20 protein-coding genes are annotated in these 23,558 nt (G+C 68.0%); 18 read left to right on the top strand and 2 right to left on the bottom strand.

Annotated features, from left to right (window positions below; translation table 11 throughout):
- The first annotated feature begins 1 nt into the window (after window position 1).
- A complete protein-coding gene (locus POL67_RS02790) occupies window positions 2-1,345 on the top strand; it encodes a beta propeller repeat protein (protein WP_271915276.1) in 1,344 nt (447 codons plus the stop codon).
- On the opposite strand, the gene bioA is transcribed toward POL67_RS02790, so the two are convergent.
- Both bioA and POL67_RS53445 read right to left on the bottom strand, forming a co-directional pair.
- On the bottom strand, window positions 1,342-2,679 hold the full coding sequence (gene bioA / locus POL67_RS02785; RefSeq protein WP_271915273.1) for an adenosylmethionine--8-amino-7-oxononanoate transaminase: 1,338 nt from the start codon (window positions 2,677-2,679) through the stop codon (window positions 1,342-1,344). The two genes, POL67_RS02790 and bioA, sit on opposite strands and share 4 nt — an antisense overlap.
- Complete coding sequence (locus tag POL67_RS53445; RefSeq protein WP_271915270.1) at window positions 2,676-4,250, bottom strand: sensor histidine kinase; 1,575 nt, start codon at window positions 4,248-4,250, stop codon at window positions 2,676-2,678. Before POL67_RS53445 ends, bioA begins: the two co-directional genes overlap by 4 nt.
- 381 nt (window positions 4,251-4,631) lie before the next feature.
- Between POL67_RS53445 and POL67_RS02775 the strand changes: the two genes are divergently transcribed.
- The 17 genes from POL67_RS02775 (at window position 4,632) to POL67_RS02695 (ending at window position 23,543) form a co-directional block, all read left to right on the top strand.
- Window positions 4,632-7,520, top strand: coding sequence for a vWA domain-containing protein (locus POL67_RS02775; protein WP_271915266.1), 2,889 nt, complete (start codon window positions 4,632-4,634; stop codon window positions 7,518-7,520).
- Window positions 7,502-8,680 carry a pre-peptidase C-terminal domain-containing protein gene (locus POL67_RS02770; protein ID WP_271915265.1) on the top strand — a complete coding sequence of 393 codons (1,179 nt, stop codon included), beginning with the start codon at window positions 7,502-7,504 and terminating at the stop codon, window positions 8,678-8,680. Before POL67_RS02775 ends, POL67_RS02770 begins: the two co-directional genes overlap by 19 nt.
- 36 nt (window positions 8,681-8,716) lie before the next feature.
- Window positions 8,717-9,106 (top strand): (2Fe-2S) ferredoxin domain-containing protein, encoded by a 390-nt coding sequence (locus tag POL67_RS02765; RefSeq protein ID WP_271915262.1) that lies wholly within the window; start codon window positions 8,717-8,719, stop codon window positions 9,104-9,106.
- Window positions 9,103-9,546 (top strand): hypothetical protein, encoded by a 444-nt coding sequence (locus POL67_RS02760; RefSeq protein ID WP_271915259.1) that lies wholly within the window; start codon window positions 9,103-9,105, stop codon window positions 9,544-9,546. Before POL67_RS02765 ends, POL67_RS02760 begins: the two co-directional genes overlap by 4 nt.
- Before the next feature lie 18 nt (window positions 9,547-9,564).
- Entirely contained in the window at window positions 9,565-10,125 is a 561-nt protein-coding gene (locus tag POL67_RS02755) for an isochorismatase family protein (protein ID WP_271915256.1), read from the top strand.
- Window positions 10,126-10,259: 134 nt separating this feature from the next.
- Window positions 10,260-11,663: a sigma-54-dependent transcriptional regulator gene (locus POL67_RS02750; protein ID WP_136934006.1), complete on the top strand. Its 1,404-nt coding sequence runs from the start codon at window positions 10,260-10,262 to the stop codon at window positions 11,661-11,663.
- A gap of 181 nt (window positions 11,664-11,844) precedes the next feature.
- Window positions 11,845-12,816 carry a type II secretion system protein GspC gene (gene gspC, locus POL67_RS02745; RefSeq protein WP_271915251.1) on the top strand — a complete coding sequence of 324 codons (972 nt, stop codon included), beginning with the start codon at window positions 11,845-11,847 and terminating at the stop codon, window positions 12,814-12,816.
- Between the two features lie 50 nt (window positions 12,817-12,866).
- Window positions 12,867-13,178, top strand: a complete 312-nt coding sequence (locus POL67_RS02740) for a hypothetical protein (protein WP_271915247.1) — start codon at window positions 12,867-12,869, stop codon at window positions 13,176-13,178.
- Between the two features lie 39 nt (window positions 13,179-13,217).
- Window positions 13,218-15,845, top strand: coding sequence for a type II secretion system secretin GspD (gene gspD, locus POL67_RS02735; protein ID WP_271915245.1), 2,628 nt, complete (start codon window positions 13,218-13,220; stop codon window positions 15,843-15,845).
- A 2-nt stretch (window positions 15,846-15,847) separates the two neighbouring features.
- Entirely contained in the window at window positions 15,848-17,632 is a 1,785-nt protein-coding gene (gene gspE, locus POL67_RS02730) for a type II secretion system ATPase GspE (RefSeq protein ID WP_271915242.1), read from the top strand.
- A gap of 13 nt (window positions 17,633-17,645) precedes the next feature.
- Window positions 17,646-18,872: a type II secretion system inner membrane protein GspF gene (gene gspF, locus POL67_RS02725; RefSeq protein WP_271915240.1), complete on the top strand. Its 1,227-nt coding sequence runs from the start codon at window positions 17,646-17,648 to the stop codon at window positions 18,870-18,872.
- A 15-nt stretch (window positions 18,873-18,887) separates the two neighbouring features.
- Entirely contained in the window at window positions 18,888-19,301 is a 414-nt protein-coding gene (locus POL67_RS53440) for a type II secretion system protein GspG (protein ID WP_271915237.1), read from the top strand.
- Window positions 19,302-19,308: 7 nt separating this feature from the next.
- Window positions 19,309-19,743, top strand: a complete 435-nt coding sequence (locus POL67_RS02715) for a type II secretion system protein (RefSeq protein WP_271915234.1) — start codon at window positions 19,309-19,311, stop codon at window positions 19,741-19,743.
- A gap of 14 nt (window positions 19,744-19,757) precedes the next feature.
- Window positions 19,758-20,507, top strand: coding sequence for a pilus assembly FimT family protein (locus POL67_RS02710; RefSeq protein ID WP_373372345.1), 750 nt, complete (start codon window positions 19,758-19,760; stop codon window positions 20,505-20,507).
- 19 nt (window positions 20,508-20,526) lie between these two features.
- Window positions 20,527-21,384, top strand: coding sequence for a type IV pilus modification PilV family protein (locus POL67_RS02705; RefSeq protein ID WP_271915229.1), 858 nt, complete (start codon window positions 20,527-20,529; stop codon window positions 21,382-21,384).
- A complete protein-coding gene (locus POL67_RS02700; protein WP_271915226.1) occupies window positions 21,381-22,082 on the top strand; it encodes a type II secretion system protein GspJ in 702 nt (233 codons plus the stop codon). The genes POL67_RS02705 and POL67_RS02700 overlap by 4 nt, the downstream gene beginning before the upstream one ends.
- Window positions 22,083-22,085: 3 nt before the next feature.
- On the top strand, window positions 22,086-23,543 hold the full coding sequence (locus POL67_RS02695; protein ID WP_271915223.1) for a type II secretion system minor pseudopilin: 1,458 nt from the start codon (window positions 22,086-22,088) through the stop codon (window positions 23,541-23,543).
- The last annotated feature ends 15 nt before the right edge of the window (window positions 23,544-23,558 follow it).

Below are 23,558 nucleotides of genomic sequence, written 5' to 3'. Positions count from 1 at the left end.
CATGCGCTTCTTCCCCTTCGCCGCGGCGATCGCGGCCGCCTCGCTCCTCGCCCCCACCGCGGCCCACGCGAACGGCCGCTTCCCCATCGCCGACCAGCTCGTCGTGGATCCCAAGGATCCTGCACACATCGTCCTCCGCACGACGTACGGCATCCTCGAGACCTCGAACGGGGGCAGCTCGTGGTCGTGGATCTGCGAGGGCGCGGTCGGGTACGGCGGCACGCAGGATCCGGCCATCGGCGTGCTCGCGGACGGCACGATCCTCGCCGGCGTCTTCGAGGGCCTCAGCGTGAGCCACGATCGCGGCTGCGCTTGGGGCTTCGTCGAGGCCCCCTTGAAAGACGAGTACGTCATCGACGTCTCCGTCCACCGGGACGACCCCTCGCGCGGCGTCGCCATCACGTCCACGGGCAAGGGCACCGACGGCTTCCACGTGATCGTCGCCGAGACGGCCGACAACGGCGCCACCTGGACGCAGGCCGGAAAGCCGATCCTCAGCGACTTCATCGCCCTCACGGTCGACGTCACGCCTTCGAACCCGCAGCGCCTCTACGCGAGCGGCATCGTTGGCAAATCGTTCGCGCCTGCGATCGAGCGCTCCGACGATCGCGGCGTCACGTGGACGCGCACCTACCTCGACGCGGCCTACGCGAGCTTCGTCCCCTTCCTCGCCGCGATCGACCCGCAAAACCCCGACCGTGTCTACCTGCGCCTGAGCGGCGATCCCGTCGACAAGCTCCTCGTCAGCGACGACGCCGGCGCCACGTTCACCGAGGCCTTCACGGCCGCGGACGATCTGCTCGGCTTCGCGCTCTCGCCCGACGGCACGCGTATCGCGATCGGCGGCCCGAAGGACGGCATCCAGATCGCGAACACGGCCGACCTCGCGTTCGAGAAGGTCAGCGACCTCTACACGCGCTGCCTCACGTGGACGACCGCAGGCATGTACGCGTGCGGCAACCAGTTCGTCGACGGCTTCACCGTCGGCTTCTCGAAGGACGAGGGCAAGACGTTCGAGAACATCTACAACCTGCCCGACATCTGCCCGCTCGAATGCGGCGAGGGCGCGACGACGCCGGCCATGTGTGTGATGAGCTGGCCCGGCATCGCGGCCACGCTCGGGATCGAGCCGACCGCGTGCGGCGGCATCGGCCCGGGCAGCGGATCGGGCAGCGGCAGCGGCGGTGGCCCGCCGCGGGACCTGGAAGCGGCAGGCGGATGTGACTGCGGCCTGGGAAGCGCGTCCGGCGCGTCCGGCGCCACGGTCCTGGCCGGCCTCTCGGCGCTCGTCTTACGCTTGCGCCGCCGAAGAGATCGCCGCGCGCCCGCCGCGAAGACGCGCTAACGCAACGCCGCCCGCACGCTCTCCTCGACGATCCCCAGGAGCGTCTCGAGATCGTCGTCCGTGATCGTGAGCGGCGGCGCCACGTACACCACGTCGCCGAGCGGCCGCAGATACGCGCCGCGCCTCCGCGCCTCCGCATACACCCGCCAGCCGAGCTCACTGAGGTATCCCGCGCCCTTCGACAGATCGAGCGCGCCGATCATCCCGAGCGATCGCGCCCGCGACACGCCCGGGATCTCACCCATCGAAGCGAACACCTTCGCGATCCGCGCGGCCTTCGGCTGGGCCTTCGCGAGGATCTCCTCCTCGCGGAAGATCGCGAGCACCTCGCGCGCGATGGCCGCGCCGAGCGGGTTTCCGCAGAAGGAATGGCCGTAATAGAAGGCGCGCTCCGGCGCCCCGAGGAACGCGTCGAAGACCCGCCGCGTCGCGAGCGTCGCCGCCATCGGGAACATGCCGCCGGAGAACCCTTTCGCGCAGCACATCAGATCGGGCGTGATGCCCGCGCGCTCGCACGCCCACATCGATCCCGTGCGCCCGTAGCCCGTGAACACCTCGTCGATCACGAGCAGCACGTCGTAGCGATCGCAGAGCGCGCGCGCATGCCGCAGGTACGCCGCGTCGTACATCCGCATCCCCGTCGCGCCTTGCACGAGCGGCTCCAGCACCACCGCCGCGATCGTGTCGCTCCCCTCGGCGAGCAGCTTCTCCAGGGCCTCGAACGCCCGCGCGTAGCCCGCGTCCGAAGGCGCATCGCCCTCGGGCGTCGGTACGTGAATGCACTCGAGGAGCACGCCTGCGAAAGGCTTGCGAAACACCTCCACGCCCCCGAGGCTCGCCGCGCCGATCGTCTCGCCGTGGAACGCGCCGTCGAGCGCCACGAACCTCCGCCGCGCGGGCCGCCCCTCGTTGTGCCACATCTGCACCGCGAGCTTCAGCGCGACCTCCACCGCCGTCGAGCCGTCGTCGCTGAAGAACACCTTCGTGAGCCCCGGCGGTGCGATCGCCACGAGCTCCTCGCCGAGCTTCGCCGCGCCCTCGTGCGTCACGCCCGCGAGCGACACGTGGCAGAGCTTCTCGGCCTGCCGCGCGAGCGCCGCCACGAGCCGCGGGTGGTTGTGCCCGAGCGTCGAGACCCACCAGCTCGAATTCGCGTCGAGGTAACTCCGCCCGTCGACATCGAAGAACCGCGCGCCCGCGGCACGCTCGACGACCAGCGGATCGACCTCGTCGATGTACCGCTGCATCGGCGTGTACGGATGCCACACGTACTGCTTGTCCGCGCGCACGATCTCCGCGCGCCGCGCGGCCCTCTTGTCGTCGACCTTCGTCACGCTTTCCTCCCGGCGAACGCGCGCCGCACCTCCACCGGCATCGGCGGCAGCGAGCTCGTCCGATTGATCTCCGGCGGCACCGACCTCCGCCCCGGCGCAGGCTCTCCGTGCTGCGGCAAGAAGATCCGCACCTCCGTCCCTGCACCCACGTCGCTCTCGATCGACAGCCGCCCGCCGTGCGCGTCCACGATGCGCGCCACGATCGCGAGGCCGAGCCCCGTCCCCGCCGCGCGCGTCGTGAAGAACGGATCAAGCGCGCGATCCCGCACCGACGTGTCCATCCCCTCGCCCGTGTCCGCGACACGCACCTCGACCCCGGACGCGCCGCTCTCCGCGTGCGGCACGAGCGTCACCGTCAACGATCCGCCGGTCGGCATCGCCTGCATCGCGTTCGTCACGATGTTCTCGAACACCTGCCGGAGCAGCATCGGATCCGCGTGGATCTTCTCGAGGGGCTCCGGCTCCACGAGCGTCACCTTCACGATCGTCTGGTTCTGCGAGAGCGCGAGCGCGCGCTCCACGATCTCGCGCGGCGCCACGAGCTGACGCTCGCACCGCACGGGCCGCGCGTACCGCAGGAGATCCCCCACGAGCCGGTTCAGCCGCGACGCCTCCTCGTCGAGGATCCCGAGCAGCGTCTGCCGATCGTCCTCGCCGAGCCCTTCGCGCCGCAACGTCGCCACGGCGGTCGTGATGATCGCCAAGGGGTTCCGCACCTCATGCGCGATCACCGCCGACAGCTCGCCCACGGCCGCGAGCTGCTCCTTGCGCACGAGCTCCGCCTGCGCCGCACGCAGCTCCTCGTACGCCCGCGCGATCTCCGCCGACCTTTGCTTCAGCTCCGACGCGCGCTCCTCCAGCCGTTGCCGCAGCGCCACGTAACGCGACAGGAGCGACATCACGACGCCCATCACGAACGCCGCGTACCCGTACGGGCTCGTGAGCGGCTTGCCTTGCCCGAGCACCCCGTAGAACCCGTCGTAGCCCGTGCTCACGACGAACGCGATCGAGCCCCACAACGACGGAAGCAGATCCGCACGGCCGCGCAGCGCGCTCCGCACGAACACCGTCATCCCGAAGATCGCGGCCGCGAACGAGCCGACCGACACCAGCGTCGCGAGCGGGTGCGCCGGCGTCGCGACTTCCACGACCGAAAGCCCGAGCAGCGACACCGGCGCTTCGGCCACGGTGTCGAAGTGCCTCACGTGCTCGACGATGCTCGCGACCCCGAAGAGCGCCGCCGCGCCGTAGATCGCGACGAGCACCCGCGGGGCGAGCCGCATCTGCGAGAGCTGCGCGACCACGTGCACGAGCAGCGCCGCCCCGAGCACGCGGCCCACGTCCGAAGCGAGCAGCGCCATCCGCACGGCTGGCACGTCGCGCATCAGGTGCAGCGCCGCCGCGCCAGCCGTGTGCACCGACAGCGCGAGGCAGAAGAACCCGAACAGCACGAAGTCGGCCTCGCGCCCGCGCAGGCGCTCCCTCCGCCGCGCGACGAAGCAGAACGTGGCGATCGCGACGTACGCGACCACCCAAGCGCTCAAGAATCCGGCGATGGAGTGGGCGTGCACGGTCCTCGGAGCTTTCCCCGATCCTACGAGCCTGGGCCATCGGGAAGCGGCCTCATCGTCGGTCCGGGAAGGGCCTTCGCCCGCGGCGAGCATGCGCGTGGCCCCGGGCCTCGACAAGCCTGTTTTTTGACGCCCTCCCCTCCCCGCGCCCGGATCACGCGCCTCGCATCGATGTGAAACGGTTGCGGCCTGCGCAACTTTTTCCCCGGTAGACGCCGTTACCAGGGTCCTCGATGACCAAGCCACCCACGGGCAATCCGGCTCGGTGTCGGGCCGGTCGCGTGGACCCGCGTGACCCGTTCAGGGCACGTTGCTTGCTTCTTTTGCTCCGGATCCTTCAGTCTTCCTCGGTTACGAAGGATCCACCGGAGGTTTCGACCCATGGCGCGTGCGTCGGGCAGATCGACAGGGATGCTCGAAAAGAACGGCTCGGCCCGCGCGGGATCACGCGCGGCTTTCCGAGCGACCTTGGCCCTCGCGATGCTCGTGCTCGCGCCTTTTGCCGTGGTCTTCGCTGCGTGCTCGGCCGAACCGCCGCTCGGGGCGCGGCCTGGAGAAGGGGGCAGCGGCGGCAGCGGTGGCAGCGGCGGCAGCGGCGCCGGCCCGAGCATGGGCCCCTGCGTGGATGGCCAGGTGCGCGACTGTCACCTCACGATCGGCGAGCAAAACGGGATCCTCACCTGCCTCGACGGCACGCAAGCGTGCGTCGAAGGCACGTGGGCCCCTTGCGCCGAGGGCACCATCTCCTCCCGCATCGCGCCGCCGAAGGCGAAGATCCACGAGACCTCGGCGCGCCCCGACGACGGCGACATCATCATCCTGAACCACGTCGCGAGCGCTTGCGTCAACAACCCCTGCGATCCTTCGTGCCAGGTCTTCGACGAGCAGCCCGACGCCGGCGTCACGCCCGATGCGGGGGCCAGCGTCTACGACTGGCAGAACGGCGACCTCAGCGATTTCCCGAACGGCCTCGTGAACAAGGGCCTGAAGGAGCCGTGCGCGCAGGCGAGCGACTGCCAGTTCAACATGCAGTGCGAGAGCCCGAGCTCGAACACGTGCTCGCACCACAAGTGCTCCGTCGGCGAAGGGCTCTACCCCGACTGTGATCCGTGCGTGAAGTCGATCTGCACCGCGGATCCGACCTGCTGCCTCATCCCGTACGCCGGCACCTGCGCGCACGACCCGTGCGTCACGGGCGTCGGCTTGAAGAAGACGTGCAGCACCTGCGTGAACACGGTCTGCACGGCGAACCCGACCTGCTGCACGGGCACGTGGACGCAGGCTTGCGTGGACGCCTTCGCCGTCGCTTGCCCGAAGAGCTGCGCCGGCGTGCAAGGGAACTGGACGCCGAGCTGCGTCGACAAGGTCTACAGCCTCTGCGGCGCCGAGTGCAAAACCGACCCGCCCTGCTCGCATAACAAGTGCTACTCGGGCGCCGCGCTGAGCGCCGCTTGTGACCCGTGCGTCGCGACGATCTGCCAGGCGAGCCCCTCCTGCTGCACGACGAAGTGGGACAACCTCTGCGTCGACAAGGTCAAGACGCTCTGCAACGAGACCTGCCCCGCGAAGGGCGTGTGCACGCCGTGGCTGCCCGGCGAGACCGACCCGAACTGCGCCGGGGTCGACCTCGCCGTCGGCGTCCCGTGCAACGGCGTCGTGCCCGTCTGCAACCACGGAAAAACCGCGGCCCCCACGGGCATCCGTCTCGTGCACTTCCCGGCGAACTCGCAGCAGTACCCGAAGTGCGCGCCCGACCAGACACTCCCCACCATGATGGAGTGCCTCACGCAGGAGCCCATCCCGCCTGGCAAGTGCATCAACGTCGACGCGAACGCCTGCGGCATCGGGAACGGCAACCGCGAGATCATGATCAACCCGCCGAAGAAGACGGCGGCAAACCCCTACGTCACCGAGTGCTTCTGCGAGAACAACTGGTCGCTCTCGAGCGGCGGCAACGCCTGCGAGGCGCCCGATTGCTCCTCCGTCACGAGCCGGACCATCCGCCCCGTGAACATGTTCGTCCAGTTCGACCGCTCGGGCTCGATGACCACGAACGACCGCTGGGGCAAGACCACGGGCGCGCTGAAGGCGTTCTTCCAGGACCCGGCCTCGGCCGGCATCGGCGTCGCGCTCCGCTTCTGGGAGCACTACAAGCCCGTCACCGGCTGCGACGACACGAACTGCAGCATCGACGCGTGCGCGGTCCCGCTCGTCACGCTCGGCAAGCTCACGACCGCGGCTGCGCCGACCGACACGCAAGAGCAGAAGCTCATCACCGAGATCAACAACACCACGCCCGCCGCCGACACGCCGCTCCTGCCCGCGCTCGCCGGCGCCGAGAAGTGGGCCAAGGCCTACCAGCTCGCGAACCCGAACCAGCAGACTGTCGTCGTCTTCGTCACCGACGGCTACCCGAACTCCTGCGGCAGCGACGCGACCACGATCGCGGCCTACGCCGAGGACGCGTACACCAACGCTGGCGTGCTCACCTACGCGATCGGCATCCAGGACGCGAACGTCTCGCTGATGAACCTCATCGCGCAGAAGGGCGGCACCTCCACCGCGTTCTTCGTCACCGACCAGGGCGACGCGCAGCAGCAGATGCTCTCCGCGTTGCTCGAGATCAAAGGCGACGTCGTCGCGTGCGAGTTCGATCTCCCGAACGCGGGCCTCTTCGATCCGACGGCCGCGACGGTCACGTTCATGCCCGCAGCCGGCGCGGCCGTGGCCTTCCCCAAGGTCCTGAACCAGGCCGCGTGCGGCACGGGCTGGTACTACGACACCCCGCAGAATCCGAAGAAGATCTTCCTCTGCCCGACCACGTGCCAAACGGTGCTCAACTCGGCCGGCGCGACGATCGACGTCGAGCTCGGCTGCCCCGGCGCGTACACCCCCGCGACGTTCACGCACGTCTACGAGGCCAAGTGCCCCACGGGGACCAAGGTGCAGTGGGGCTACTTCGCCTACGACAGCGTCACGCCCGGCGACTCGAACCTCGCCTTCAGCGCGCGCACCGCGGACACGGCGGCCGGCCTCTCGGGCGCGTTCACCTCGCTCGCGACGGCCAAGGCCTCGCCCGTCGACACGCAGCTCTGCACCATGGCTGGCCCCTCGCCGTGCCCGATCGACATGTACAAGACGCTCGGCACGCCCGGCGCGCGGCAGTCGTTCCTCGAGTTCTCCGCCACGTTCAACCCGACGACCAACAAGGGCGCCGCGCCGACCCTCAACGGCTGGGAGATCACCTACTCGTGCGTCGACAGCGAATGACCTCGCGCCTCGGGCCCCTCGCCGTGCTCTTCGGTCTCACGCTCGTCGCGTGCGGCGAAGACAAGCTCCCGCCGCGCCCGACCACCACCACGTCGAGCTCCTCCGGCAGCGGCGGACAAGGAGGCGCGGGTGGGCAAGGCGGCGCCGGCGGCATCGGCGGACAAGGCGGACAAGGTGGCACGGGCGGCATCGGCGGCATCGGCGGCAGCCCTCCCGCGCCCGTCTGCGGCGACGGCAACTTGAACCCCGAGATCGGCGAGGAGTGCGACGACGGAAACCCCGACGGCGCCGACCTCTGCGACGCGAACTGCAAGCTCGTCACGAGCGAGACCGAGCCGAACGCCACGGCCGCCCAGGCGAACGCGTGGAGCTCGCCGTGGGGCGCGCAAATCGCGCCGGCCGGCGACGTCGACGTCGTCTCGTTCAACCTCCCCGCGGCCGCGAGCCTCGTCGTCGAGACCCGCGACACCGGCGACGGCGCGTGCGCGAAATCCGAGCTCGACACCTTCGTCGAGATCCTCGGCTCGAACGGCGCCACCGTGCTCGCGAGCGACGACGACGCGGGTGAAGGCTACTGCTCGCGCGCCACGTTCTCCCTCGCCGACGCAGGCCTGTACTACGCACGTGTCACGGCCGCGCCCGCCGTCCCGAACGCGACCTTCCCCTACCGTCTCGTGATCGACACGTTCACCAACACCTGCGGCGACGGCGTGCGCACGCCCGGCGAGCAGTGCGACGACGGCGGCACGACCGCGGGGGATGGATGCAGCCCGACCTGCATGCTCGAGATCCACGAGAGCGAACCGAACGACACGATCGCCCAGGCGGACCCCGTCACGAGCGGCTGGCAGGCGATCCTCTCGCCCGTCGCGGACGCCGACTACGTCTCTGTCCAGGTCGCGACGAACGGCGCCACGATCACCGCGCAGACCAACGACGCCGGCCTCGGCGGCTGCGCGATGAGCACGCTCGACACGATCGTCACGATCTTCGACGCCACGGGCAAAGAGCTCGTCATGAACGACGACGCCCTCGGCTACTGCTCGCTCGCCAAGGCGGAGAACGTCGCGGCTGGCACGTACTTCGTGCGCGTCACGGCGGGCGGCCGCGCCTCGGATCCGAGCTACTACGGCCTCTCCGTCCTCGTCACGACCCCCTGACTTGACCGCCGGAAGCCCCGGCGTAAGGCTCGCGTCGTGTCTCAGCGTAAGCGTTACCTCTTCGTCTGCGTGAACCGCCGCCCCGACGGCACCCCCAAGGGCTCGTGCGCGCAGCGCGGCGCCGTCGAGATCCACGCGGCCCTCAAGGACGCACTCAAGGACCGAGGCCTCGCGAAGACCGAGGTGCGCGCCTGCACGTCGAGCTGCCTCGACGTCTGCTGGGCGGGCCCGGTCATCGCCGTCGAGCCCGACGGCTACTTCTACGGCCGCGTCACGATGGAGGACGTCCCCGAGCTCGTCGAATCGCTCGCGAACGGTACCCGCGTCGAGCGACTCGTTTTGCCCTCCAACGACTTCGACGAAAAGACGTCCGGCCCTCCTCTCCCCGCTCCCAAATCCAAGCCCGCGGAAGGCCACGAGCCGTGAGCGGCTTCGAGTTTCGCGAGACGATGGCGGGCAGCTACCACCGCGTGGACGAGCCGCATGTCGAGCGACCTCTCTCGTTCACGATCCGCGCCCGCAGCGCGCCGCTCCTCCGGTTCCTTCGCCGCCCCGAGGTCGAGATCGAGGGCGCGATCGACGCCCCGGGCCTCGCGGATCACCGCTACCTCCGCGGCACCCTCGGCATGGATCTCCTCCGCACGGGCACGCTCCCCTACGCGTTCCACTTCCAGGGCGACGACGATAAACCCTACGTCTTCGAAGGCCAGAAGGACGTCTCGATCACGGAGCTGCTCGAATCGATGACCGTGCTCCCCGGCGCCATCAAAACCGAAGAAGGCGCCCTCGTCGCCCGCGCGCTCCTGCGCTTCGACGCGCGCAGCGACCTCGTCAAATTCTTGAGGAGCTTCCGGCTCTCTCGCTGACCCATTGGAGGACAAACGATGCGACGGCTCGATCCCAAGGCGAGCGTGGTGCTCGTCGTCGACGTGCAGGACAAACTCGCCGCGGCGATGCCCGAGGACCGCATGAAGGACCTCGTCCGCGCCGCCACGGTGCTCCTCGAAGCGGCCGATCTGCTCGGCGCGCGCGTGCTTGGCACCGAGCAGTATCCCGCGGGCCTCGGCCGCACGATCGCCCCGATCGGCGACAAGCTCCGCGCCATGAACGCGCCCGTCGTCGAGAAGATCGACTTCTCCGCGTGTGACGAGCGTGGCTTCGAACGCGCGTGGGCCTCGATCGGCGCGCCGCGCACCGCGATCGTCCTCGGCATGGAGACGCACGTCTGCGTCATGCAGACCGTGCGCGAGCTCGCCACGCGTGGCACCAGCGTGCACGTCGTCGCCGACGGCGTCGCCTCGCGCCGCGACGATCACCGCGCCATCGGCCTCGATCTCTGCCGCAACGCCGGCGCCACGATCACCACGATGGAAACCGTCGTCTTCGACTGGCTCGGACGCGCAGGGACGGACGCCTTCAAGAAGCTCTCGAAGTTGATCCGCTGACACCCTGGCAATCGGACATCCTGGCACGGGCCCATCCCGTCGATTTTCGTGATCTCAGCAACCTCGCCCTTGCCAAGTTGACGAACCGTCAGACCACGTGGACACCGTGCCTCACGGCGTGACATGTTGTCGACATGGTTGACGAGCTGTCAGGATCTTCGACGCCCGCGCCTCCCGAGGCGAAGGCGGGGGCCGACGCGCCCACCGTGCTCGTGGTGGACGACGAGCCCAGTAACCTTGCTTCCATCGAGAAGATTTTTCAGCGCGACGGCATGCGCGTCCTCACCGCGCCGTCGGCCCGCGCGGCGCTCGACCTCCTTCGGGGCCACCGCGTCGAGGTCGTCCTGACCGACCTCATGATGCCCGGCACCAGCGGCATCGAGCTTCTCCGCGCGATCAAGCAGCTCGCCCCCGACACCGAGGTCGTCCTCATGACGGCGTACGGCACCGTCGAGACGGCCGTCCAGGCCATGCGCGAGGGCGCCTACGACTTCGTCGAAAAGCCCCTCAAGCGGATGACGATCATCAAGAGCGTCCGCAAAGCCGCGGAGCGCCGCTCCCTCGTCGCCGAAAACCGCTCCCTCCGCCAGGAGCTCAAGCTCCTCACGAAACGCGAGATCATCGGATCGAGCCCGGCGCTTCGACGTGTCCTCGACGTCGCCACGCAGGCCGCGCCCTCCTCGGCCACCGTGCTCGTCCTCGGCGAAAGTGGCACCGGCAAGGAGCTCGTCGCTCGTTACATCCACGACCACAGCGCGCGCCGCCATGGGCCTTTCGTCGCGGTCAACTGCTCCGCGATCCCCGAGACCATCCTCGAAGCCGAGCTCTTCGGCCACGAGCGCGGCGCGTTCACCGGCGCATTCGCCCGCCGCGAAGGCCGATTTGCCAAGGCCGCAGGCGGCACTCTCTTCCTCGACGAGATCGGCGAGCTCAGCCCCTCCGTTCAGGTCAAGCTCCTGCGCGTCCTGCAGGAAAACGAATACGAGCCCATCGGCGGCGATACCGTCCGCGCCGACGTCCGAATCGTCGCCGCCACAAACAAGGATCTTCGCGCCGAGATCGCAGCGGGCCGCTTCCGCGAGGACCTCTTTTATCGTCTGAACGTCATCGCCATCACGGTCCCTCCGCTCCGGGCGCGCCGCGAGGACATCCCCCTGCTCGTCGACCATTTCCTCGGCGTCTACTGCGCGAAGAACAATCGCGGCCGCCTCGAAGCCCCGCGCGAGGTGATCGCGCGCCTGCTCGACTACTCGTTCCCCGGAAACGTCCGCGAGCTGGAGAACGTGATCGAGCGCGCCGCCGTGCTCTGCCGCGGCGAGAAATTGTCCGTCGAGGACCTTCCCGAGTCGATCCGCGAGAGCCTCGCGGCGGCCCCCGAGACGATCACGTTCTCGGTCGGCACGCCGCTCGACGAGGTCGAACGCCGGCTCATCCGGGAGACCTTGCGTTACGCCCATGGCGACAAATCCGTCGCCGCCCAGCTCCTCGGGATCTCCACCCGCACGATCTATCGCAAGCTCGGAGAGATCGAGGGTTGATCACCGGGAAGACCGGCGCTACCCCGGCGCTTGAAAATCCGATTGTCACTTTGGCAATCCTCGCCGCCCCCACCCTCCCCCCTTCGCCACCTTGTCGATCGTGGCCTTCCCGCGCGAAAAATGGGGCGGGAAGCGCTAGGATCGGGGCTGGCACGTCTCTCGCTAGTACGGAGCTGGGCTCATGGGACTCGACGCGATCCTGAAGCGCTACTTTCCCGCGGTCATCTGCCTCTTGATCGCCTCCGCCGCCTATTTCCAGGCGTCCGGAATGGGCGAGCTCGTCGCCGGCAGCGTGCTGCTCGATCCGTCGTCGATGCCGCCGCCTCCGCCGCCGCCCAAGAGTGGCTTGCCGCACACGAGCTCCGGACAAGAGCGCACCGTCAACGCTGCGCCGATCCTGGGCCGCAATCCGTTCGACTCGATCACGGGCCCGCTCGACGGCAAGCCTGTCGAGCTCCCGAGCGCGCCCGATGCGCCGGCGCCCGACAACAGCGATCCCTATAACGATCCCGTCTGCGACGTCGGCAAGGTCCTTTTGATCACGCAATCAGAGGACCCAGATTGGTCGTTCGCGGCCATTGCGGGCTCGGACGGCAAAGCGCAGCTCCGTCGGCGCGGCGACGACGTCTCGGGGCACCAGATCTACTGGATTGGCTGGGATCGCGTGTGGCTCATGAGCGGCAGCTCGCGGTGCCAGATGCAGGTGCACGGCGAGCCGCCGAAGAAAATCGCCGCCGCACCGAGCGCCTCGACCACGCCGGACGCGCCGAAGCCGAAAGGCAAAGGAAAGGGCGTCCCCAAGGATATCGCGGACAAGATTCACAAGGTCAGCGAGAATCAATTCGACATCGAGCGCTCGGTCGTCGATCAGATCCTGGAGAACCAGGCGGAGCTCATGCGGTCGGCGCGCATCGTACCCGAAAAGGAGGGCGACAAGGTCGTCGGGATCCGGCTCTTCGGCGTGCGCCCGGAATCGCTGCTCGGTACACTCGGCCTCGAGAATGGCGACCGCCTCCAGTCCATCAATGGCTTCGAGATGAGCGACCCGCAAAAAGCGCTCGAGGCATACGCGAGGCTCCGCACCGCGGACAAGCTCCAGGTGAGCGTCAATCGGCGTGGCAAGCCGATGAACATCGATTTCAACATCAAGTGACCGGGACGAACGGTTCCGCGACGAACGGCATCGAGACGGGAGACCGAGGGATGGCCAAGCTCAAGCTGCCTGCATTCAACGAGGGGAGCCTGCTCCAGCGAACGCTGCTCTACGTGGGCACGTTCGTCGTGGGCTCGATCGGCTTCGTCGCCCTCGCGAGCCTGCTCGTCGTGACGATCGCGAAATCGGTCCTGCCCGCCCGGGGCGAAGCGAGCGAGGCGAGCGAGGCAAGCGAATCGAGCTCGGACAAACCGGCCGAGGTCGCCGCAGCCACGCCGGGGAAGCCCACCAGCAAGATCCCGCGCCCGAAGCGGAGCAAATCGGCCGCCCCGGCCGAACCGCCCGCCGAAGCCACGCCCTGACGTCTTCCGTAGCGAATGACCGAATCGAATTCGAGGATCATGAACACGCCTTACAGAAACTCCCGGCTGGGAAGGTTTGGCTTCGGCTTCGCGGCGCTGCTTTGCGCCTCCGCGCCTGCGATCGTGTCCGCGCAGAATGGTCCGCCGCGCGGCGCTCCCGTCCTCAAGACGCCCGGCGCGCGTCCCCAGCCTGCCTCGCCTCCCGGCGCGCCCGCCGCGGCGGCTCCCGGCGGCGCTGCAGGCGGCCCGAATACGGGCGCTCCTCCCGGCTTCCCGCCCGGCCCGCCGCCGCGCGCGGCTTCGCCGTTCGGCCCCGCGCCCGTCGTCGGCGAGGATCCCATGGCCGGCGTCAAGCAGGGCCCGAAGGAAATCGATTTCAAGCCGCGGAATGGCAATTTCATGGTCTCCTTCAACCTGGAGGAGGCCGACCTCAACGAGCTCGTCAAGGCCATCAGCAACATCACGGGCCGGCGCTTCATCTATGGCGGCAAGCTCCGCCAGATCAAGGCCACCGTGTATTCGCCGGACAAAGTCACGGTGCAGGAGGCGTACAGCGCGTTCCTCTCGATCCTCGAGACGAACGGCCTCACCGTCATTCCGCACGGCCGCTTCCTCAAAATCGTCGAGACACCCGGCGTCGTCTCGCAGACGACCCCCATTTACGGCGCCGGCACCGCCGTCCCCGCCGAGGATCGCTTCCTCACGCGCATGTATCGCGTCGCCAACGTCGATCCGAACGAGGCCGCGAACGTCCTCGGGAAGTTCAAATCGAAAGAGGGCGACATCACGGTCCACCCGTCCGGCAACCTCATCATCATGACGGACACGGGCTCGAACGTGCAGCGCATGATCCGCATCCTCGAAGACATCGACGTCGGCGGCGCGGGTGATCAGATCTGGTTCGAGCCGATCCATTATGCCGGCGCGAACGACGTCGCCATGAAATTGAACGAGATCCTCGACCTCAAACCGGGCGGCGGCAAGGCTGGGGGCAAGGCCGGCGCGGCGGGCGGCGGCGGCGCAGGCGGCGCGCGGATCCTCGCGGACGACCGCACGAACTCGCTCGTCATCACGGCGAACCAGCCCGATTACATGCGCCTCCTCGAGCTCATCAAGCGCATGGACGTCCCGCAATCCGGCGACGGGCAAATGCACGTCTTGCCGCTCCAGCACGCCGGTTGCAAGGACCTCTCGGGCACCCTCAATCAGCTCCTCGGCGGCTCGGCCGGCACCGGTGGCGCCGCCGCTGGCGGTCGCCGCGGCGCGCAGGCGGCCCCGCCCGTCCCCGGCTCGACCGAGGACATTTTCGAGGGCCAGGTCAAGATCACCTGCGACGAGGGCTCGAACAAGCTCGTCGTCACCTCCTCGCTCCGCGATTACGCCGCACTCCGCAGCGTCATCGACGAGCTCGATCAGCCGCGCCGCCAGGTCTTCATCGAGGCCGTCATCATGGACGTGAACGTCGACCGCACGAACGACGTCGGCGTCCGCTGGCACATGGGCGCGCCCGTGCCCACCGACATCGCGCAGACGAGCGGCACCGGCATCGTCTACGGCGGCAATGACGCGCTCACCTCCGTCCTCGCACCGCAATCGGTCGCAAGCCAGCTCGGCGCCTTCGCGCTCGGCGTCCGCGGCCCGACCATCAACGATTCGGCGAACCTGCTCGGCACGGGCATTTCGATCCCAGCGTTCGGCGTCATCATGCACGCGATGGCGACCGACTCCGATTCGAACGTCCTCGCCACGCCGCACATCCTCGCGACCGACAACATTCCGGCCACGATCGAGATTGGCCAGAACATCCCCCTCCAGACGAACGTCGGCGGCAACCTCGGCTCCCTCGCGGGCGCGGCGGGTGGCGCGGCGGGCGCGGCGGGCGGCCTTGGCGGCCTCGGCCTCCTCGGCGGTCTCGGCGGCTTCGCGGCGCCTCGCCAGGACGTCGGCACGAAAATCGAGGTCACGCCGCACGTCAACGACTCCGATCAGGTCCGCCTCGAAATCACGGAGGGCATCTCCGAGGCCGGCGCGCCGCAGGGCCAGCTCGGCGCCATTCCGATCATCAAGCGCCAGGCGAAGACCACGCTCGTCGTCCGCGATCAGCAGACCGTCGTCATCGGCGGCCTCATGCGCGACGCCGTCACGAATTCGCGCACGAAAATCCCGATCCTCGGCGACATCCCCGTCCTCGGCGCGCTCTTCCGCACCACGAAAAAGACCACGCAGAAGACGAACCTCCTGCTCGTCCTGACCCCGTACATCATTCGTGATCAGGAGGACCTCCGGGCAATCTTCGAGCGCAAGATGCAGGAGCGGCAGGAGTTCCTCGACCGGTATTTCGTCTTCGGCGACTCGGAGTGGGAGCCCCCGAAGGATTACGCGCGCGCCAATGGCCTCGTCGAGGACATCCGGCAATCGCAGCTCAAGATGGCGGAGCGGGCGCGCCTCGAAGAGGAGGCCAAACCCAAGGGCCCGCGCTCGCATGAGCCCGGACAACCCATTGCGGTGCCGAGCATCGCCGTCCGCGGCGCCGGCGACGACGGCGGCGGCGGGGCCGTGCAGACCGCGACGCCGCCGGCGGCGGGCGGCAATGCCCCGGCCACGCCCACCCCGCGCCGCCGTCCGACCGGCGGCGCCACCCCGAGGCCCGTGGAGCGCGTGGAATGAGCATGAACCCGGTCGCCCGAGAAGAATACATCGGCGAGATCCTGGTCCGCCACGGCGTGGTCGACGCGCAGAAGCTCGCGCCGCTCTTCGAGACCGTGCGCGAGCGAGGCCAGCTCCTCACGGACCTCCTCGTCTCCTCGAACCTCGCGGACGAGGACAAGATCGCCCGCGCGCTCGCGAACGAGATGGGCCTCGATTACGTGCCGAAGATCGACACCGATCAGATCAAATTCGACGTCGCCTCGCGCCTGCCCATCACCTATGCGAAGCAGCGCTTCATCCTCCCCATCTTCGAGGATGACCAGACCGTGCACGCGATCGTCGCCGATCCGCTCGACACGCTCGCGGTCGACGACGTCCGCGCGATCTTCGCGAAGCCCGTGGAAATCTCGGTCGCGACGCGCAATCACGTTCACGAGGCGATCAATCGCATCTGGGAAAAAAGCGACGCGGGCCAGTCGAACCTCGAAGGCGACAAGCACGAGGAGGAAGACAACCTCGTCGACATCATCGACTCGGACGACGACGCGCCGATCATCGCCTGGGTGAACAGCCTCTTCGCGCTGGCCGTCCGCGAGCGCGCGAGCGATATCCACATCGAGCCCGAGGAGCGCGACGTCGTCGTTCGGTATCGCATCGACGGCGAGCTTTACGTGGCGCGCCGCGCCTCGAAGCAGTTCATGGCGCCGATCATCGCCCGCGTGAAGATCATGGCGAGCCTCAACATCGCCGAGAAGCGCCTCCCGCAGGACGGCCGCATCACGCTGAAGATCGCGGGCAAGAGCGTCGACATCCGCGTCTCCACGGTCCCGACGAGCCGCGGCTTCGAGCGCATCGTCATGCGCCTCCTGCACAAGACGAGCATCCTCCTCGGCCTCGACGATCTCGGCTTCGCCCCGCGCGAGTACGGGATCATGGATCACCTCATCAATCGGCCCGACGGCATCATCCTCGTCACGGGCCCGACCGGCAGCGGCAAGACGACCACGCTTTATGCAGGCCTGAACCGCATCAACGATCCGAGCCGCAACATCCTCACGGCCGAGGATCCGGTCGAGTACGAGATCGGCGGCATTCACCAGGTCCACGTCCACCCCTCGATCGGCCTCACGTTCGCGAGCGCGCTCCGCGCCTTCTTGCGCCAGGATCCGGACGTGATCATGGTCGGCGAAATCCGCGACAAGGAGACCGCCGAGATCGCCATTCACGCCTCGCTCACGGGTCACCTCGTGCTCTCGACGCTCCACACGAACGACTCCGCGGCGGCCGTCACGCGCCTCGTCGAGATGGAGATCGAGCCGTTCCTCGTGCGCTCCAGCGTCATCGGCATCCTCGCGCAGCGCCTCGTGCGCATGCTCTGCCAGCACTGCAAGATCCCGTATCAGCCGACGGCGTACGAGCTCAAGCAGCTCGGCCTCGACCCGGAGCGCCTCGCCTGGAAGGCGAAGCGGATCCCGTCGCAGCGGTATTCGGTGCACGGGCTCGAATACGAATACGTCGGGCAGAAAATGGGCAGCTCGCCGGTTTTCTTCAAGCCGGGAGGCTGCGATGCCTGCTTGCAAAAGGGCTTCGTGGGGAGGCGCGGAATCTACGAGCTGCTCGTCATCGACGACGCGATCGGCCCGCTTATCCTCAAGAACGCCGACGCGCAGACGGTCAAGCGCGTCGCCATCGCACAAGGGATGGACACCATGCGCGACGACGGCGCGCGCAAGGTCCTCAAGGGTATGACGACGGTCGAGGAGGTCCTCGCCGCGACCCAAGAGGATATCATCGTGGACGAATAGGGAGGAGCGGGCCGTGGCCGTCTTCGAATACAGAGGCATCCTCGTCGCCACCGGAAAGCAGGTGAAGGGCGTGCGCGACGCGGAGAACGCGAAGGCGCTCCGCGTCCTCCTGCGCAAGGACGGCATCCTTCTCACGACGGCCGCGGAGGAGAAGGCCGCTGCGGCGAAGACCAAGAAATCGATCAACCTCCTCGCCTTCACGCAGCGCCCCTCGACGAACGACGTCGCCGTCGTCACGCGCCAGCTCGCGACCCTGCTCAAGGCGGGCATTCCGCTCTTCGAATCCCTGACGGCGCTCATCGATCAAGTCGAGAAAGAGTCGCTCAAGCGCGCGCTCACCCAGGTCCGCGAGCAGATCCGCGAGGGTACGAGCTTCGCGAAGGCGCTCGAACAGCACCCTTCGATCTTCCCGCCGCTCTACGTGAACATGGTCCGCGCCGGCGAAGCGTCGGGCATGCTCCAGCAGGTCCTCGAGCGCGTCACCGCGTTCCTCGAGTCCCAGGCGAAGCTCACGTCGAAGGTCAGCTCGGCGATGGCTTATCCCATCCTGATGGCGATCCTCGGCGTCTCGCTGGTCTCGGTCCTCATGGTCGCGGTCGTGCCGAACGTGACCTCGATCTTCGCGTCGATGGATCAGGCATTGCCCTGGTACACGGCAACGCTCATCGGCACCTCCGACTTTTTGAGCAACTATTGGTGGCTCGTCCTCGGCCTTCTCGCGGCGGGCATCTGGGGCTTCCGTCGCTGGAAGCGCACGCCGGCGGGCCGCCTGAAATGGCACGGCTTTTTGCTGAAGGCGCCCATCGTCGGCAAGCTCGTGCAGATGATCGCGATCGCGCGCTTCTCACGCACGCTCGCCACGCTGCTCAGCGCCGGCGTCGCGCTGCTCGGCGCGATGGACATCGTGAAAAACGTCCTCGGCAACGCCGTCCTGGAGAAGGTCATCGCCGACGCGATCAGCTCGATCCGCGAAGGCCAGAGCATCGCCGAGCCCTTGAAGCGCAGCGGCCAGTTCCCGCCGATCGTCACGCACATGATCACGATCGGCGAGAAGAGCGGTCAGCTCGAAGAGATGCTGGAGAACGTTTCGAACGCGTACGATCTGGAGGTCGAGATGCGCGTCACCGTGCTCACGAGCCTGCTCGAACCGCTCATGATCGTCTTCATGGGCGGCGCGGTCGGGTTCATCGCGTTCTCGATCCTCATGCCGCTCATCCAGATGTCGAGCTTCGCAGGCTAGAAGGGGAACCGGGGCGTGGCGCGACGCAGGCAGAGGGAGACGACGATCTGGTTCCCGTGGGAGCGGGGCGGCGGGATCCTGCGCGGCCGCGGCATGGCGCGGGCGAAGCTCGTCGCGCTCGCGCTCGGGATGGCCACGCTCTTGCTTCTCCTCGGCGCGCGGGAGCGACGCAAGACCGGCGTGCGATCCACGATGGCCACGATCGGCGTCGTCCGGACGGGCCTCGATGCGTACCGGGCGGACCACGAGCGAAAGTGCCCCCCGTCGCTCGATGCGCTAAAAGCGGAAAGCTATATCGGGATCGACCCCGTCGACGCGTGGGGCAGGCCGCTCCGGCTGGTTTGCCCTGGTCAGAAGGACCCAGAGGGGTACGATCTCACGAGCGATGGACCGGATGGTGAAATCGGCGGTCTCGACCGCGTGGAGTGAACGGACCATGAAGGTGAAAGCGAATCAAATCCGGAAGTGGAAGCGTGCGGCGTCGAGGGGCGTGACGCTGGTCGAGGTCCTGATCGTGCTCGCGATCATGGCGATCATCGCGGGCGGCGCGACGGCGCTCGTGTTCCCGCGGTACAAGGAGAGCCAGATCCGCGGCGCGGTGCTCAGCGCGGGCGTCATCAAGACCGCGGCGCAACAGTACATGCACCTCGACAGCATCAGCGGCGGCTGCCCGACGATCAAAGAGCTCGTCGACGGCAAGCACATCGACGCGACGAAGACGGAAGACCCGTGGGGCACGCCCTTCAAAATTCAATGCGACGGCGACGAGATCACGGTGATCTCGGCGGGCCGTGATCGCAAAGAAAACACGCCCGACGACGTCAAGGACGTTTTCAAGGACGCCGACATCAAGCGCGTGGCGGCGCTCTGACGAGGACCGTATCGATGCCGCGCGCCTCCGCTCCTCTTGCGACATGCCATGCCCCCGCGCGATCGCGTGGTCGGCGTGGCATGACGCTGGTGGAGGTCCTCATCACCCTGGCGATCATGACCCTCGTGACGGGGACGGCGGTGGTCGGGCTCGGCACGCTTCGGCGCGCGCGGCTCAGGCAATCGACGGTGATGATCGCCAGCGCGGTACGGGTCGCCTATGGGCACGCCAATGCGATTGGAAAGCCCGTGCGGCTCGTGTTCGATTTCGAGCAGCGGATGGTGATTCTGGAAGAGGGCGCGGGCCAGCTCTCGGTCGACAAGAAGGACAAGACGGGCGGCGCGGCGGCCGCCACGGAGATCGAGCAGAAGGCGATGGAGGAGGCGGAGCGGATCGTGAAGGGTCCTCGCGCGCCGCGCCCCTCATTCACGCCCACGAAGGCGTTTGGATTCGAGCCGCAGGGCGAAAAGCCGGGCAAGGACCTCGCCGACGGCGTGCGATTCCTCTCGATCGACACCTCGCATCAGGAGGAGCCGATCGAGGAGGACCGCGCGTATCTTTATTTCTGGCCCGGGGGGCAGACGGAGCGAGCGGCAATCCAGGTCGTGCTCGGCAATCCCGCGGAGGCGGATCCGGAGCGCGACATCATGACGGTGCTCGTCTCGCCGCTCACGGGCAAGACGTCGCTCCAGAAGGGGCGCGTCGAAATGCAAAGGCCGCGCGACGATTCCGAGGAATCGGAGGCCCGCGATTCCGGTTTCTGAGGGGTCTGGGGAGATCGATATGAAACGGAGAGGATTCACGCTGCTCGAGGTCATGGTCGCCGTCGCGATCCTGGGCCTCGGTCTGACCGCGATCCTCTCGGCGCAGGCGGGCGCGTTCTCCGCCTCGTCCCACGCGCGGAACCTGAGCGTCGCCACCTCCCTCGCCCGCTGCAAGATGGGCGAGGTCGAAGAGCACCTTTTTCGCGAAGGCTTTCAGGAGCTCGAAGAAATCGAGAGCGGCCCTTGTTGCGAGGGCGACGAGACGCCGAACCTGAAGTGCACGTGGAAGATCGAAAAGCCGCAGTTCCCCGAGCCGAAACCCGGCGAAATGGAGCTCGACACCGGCCTCGATCTCAGCTCGACGCAAAATGGCGGCGCGAATCCCTCGAGCACCGCGGGCGCCGCGGGTGGGCTCGGTGCGATGGGCGGCCTGCTCGGCCTCGCCGGCGGCGCGACGCCCCCTGCGGCGGGCGACCTCGCGGGCGGCGGCCTCGGCGACGTCGCGGGCGCGCTTGGCGGCGCCACGGGCGCAGATGCGCTCGGCGGCATGCTCCAGCTCGTCGGCACGTTCGTGTATCCGGCGCTCAAGTCGATCTTCGAGACAAACACCCGCCGCGTCACGGTCACGGTCACGTGGACCGAGGGCACCCGCGAGCATTCCTTCGACGTCGTGCAATGGGTGACGAACCCGAAGCCGACGCTCATCACGAACGACGCGCTCGACGCCGTCGAGGCCCAGATGAACCCCACAGGCGGCGGGATCACGGGTGGCGGCACGAATGCCACGGGCGGCGGGCCCACGGGCGGCGGCAATCCTTTCGGCGGCGGCACGCGGACGGGTTTCCCGGGCATGCCCGGGGGAGGCATGGGCCGATGAAGACGCGTCGTCGTGCATCGATTCGTGGCCTCACGCTGCTCGAAGCGATGGTCTCGATCGGCGTTCTCGCCCTCATCGGCTCGCTCATCTATGGCGCGTTCGACGGCATGTCCCGCTCGCGCAAGGGCATCACGGGGATGAACGACCGATACCACCAGGGCCGCGCTGCCATTCAACGCATGTCGCGCGAGATCCAGGCGGCGTTCGTCTCGAAGCACGGCGATTACACGAACAGCTCCACGATGATCTCGCAGCAGGTCCGCAAGACCGGGTTCATCGGCCAGGACGAGGGCACGTTCGATCGCCTCGATTTCACCTCCTTCGCGCACCGACGCCTCTCCCGCGACGCGCACGAGTCCGATCAATGCGAGATCGGTTATTTCGGCGCGCGAAACGAAGCAGGCACGCTGGACCTCGTCCGGCGCGAGGACAAATTCCTCGACATGGAGCCGCAAAAGGGCGGCGTCGTGAACGTCCTCGTCGAGGACGTGCAGAGCTTCGACATCCAGTATTTCGACGCCACCATCTCCGAATGGGTCGACACCTGGGACACGACGCAGGTCACGGGCCAGCCCTGGCGCCTGCCCCAGCAGGTCCTCATCACGCTCGTGCTGAATGGCGGTCCCGGCGGCAAGCCGATCGTCCTTCGCTCGCGCGTCTCCCCCGCGATGCAGCTCGCCCTCGATTTCGCGAACTGAGCCATGAAAGAGCCGAACCGCGAAAAGGAGGCCAGGAAGCTCCGCAGGCGAAAACGAGAGCGCCGCGGCGTCGCGCTGCTCATGGTGCTCGGCGCCATCACCGTGCTCACGGTGTTTCTCACCGAGTTGCAGCAGGAGACGACCTCCGAGCTCGCCGCCGCGCTCGCGGACCGGGACGCGCTCAAGGCCGAATACCTCGCGAAGAGCGCCGTGAACCTCTCGCGCCTGCTCATTGCCTCCGAGCCGACGATCCGCACGAGCGTCCCTCTCCCGTTGCCCTTCAAGCAGCTCCCCGTCTGGGAGTTCACCGACATCGCGCTCGGCCCCTTCAATGACGAGACCGGAATGGCCACGTTCGGGGGAATGCTCGGCGTCGATACCACGCAGGGCAAGGGCCTCGGCATCACGGGCGGCTCGTTCACGGTCAAGATCGTCGACGAGGATTCGAAGATCAACGTGAACCGGGCCGCGCCGATCCCGGACATCGATCTCGAACGATTGCTCGTCAGCCACATGCAGGGCCCGCAATACGCGCCGATGTTCGAGGGCACGGACCCCGACGGCCAGTATTCGACGATGCAGACGATCTGCGGCGCCCTGACCGATTGGGCCGATCAGGACGAGAACCTCTCGACGTGTTACGTCGGCTCGCAGGCCCAAGGGTCCACGGGCGCCGAGGACAACTATTACCAGACGATCGGACTCGAGTATCGCCGCAAGAACGCCGCGTACGACTCGCTCGAAGAGCTGCGCCTCATCCGCGGCGTCGGCGACGACTTCTGGGCGACGTTCGTCGAGCCGAACCCGGACGATCCGAAATCACGCACGCTCACGGTCTGGGGCCAGAAAGCCGTCAACGTGAACACCGCGAACCCGCAGACCTTGCTCGCGGCGGCTTGCTCCGTCTGCTCGGGCGGCGCGGGCGCGACACAATCGAACGCGACGCAGGGCATTCCCCTTTGCACCGACCCGACCATCCAGGCACAGTTCCTCGGCCTCCTCGGCGTCCTCAAGACGTTCCCGATCCCCATTTTCTCCAAGCCCGCTGACTTCCCCAATCTCCTCAAGACGGGCACCGTCCCCGGGGCGCTCGGTGCGATGCTCGGGCCGATGCTCACGCCGCTGCTTGCGCAGGCGGGCCTGCCGTGCGGGCTCAACGCGGGCGCGTCCAAGCAATTCACCGTCACGAGCAAGGTCTTCAGCATTTACGCCGAGGGCGTCGTCCCCGGCCGCAAGCGCACGACGCGCGTGCGTGTCCACGCCGTCGTGGACACGCGCGGCGTCGATCCGCTCACGGGCGGCACGGCGACCGGCTCGACGTCCGCGCAGGGGCTCGCACAGGGAGCGGCCACGGGAGGCACGACCTCGGCCGGCGGCACGGCCACGGGCAGCACGATCGATCCGCTGACCGCGCTCGCCACGAACCCGCTCGGCAAGATCGTCTATTATCGCATCGATTAGGTTTCCTCGAGAGAG

The sequence above is a fragment of the Polyangium mundeleinium genome, assembly GCF_028369105.1.
GTDB lineage: Bacteria > Myxococcota_A > Polyangia > Polyangiales > Polyangiaceae > Polyangium > Polyangium mundeleinium.
This window is presented reverse-complemented; position numbering and strand designations above follow the sequence as displayed.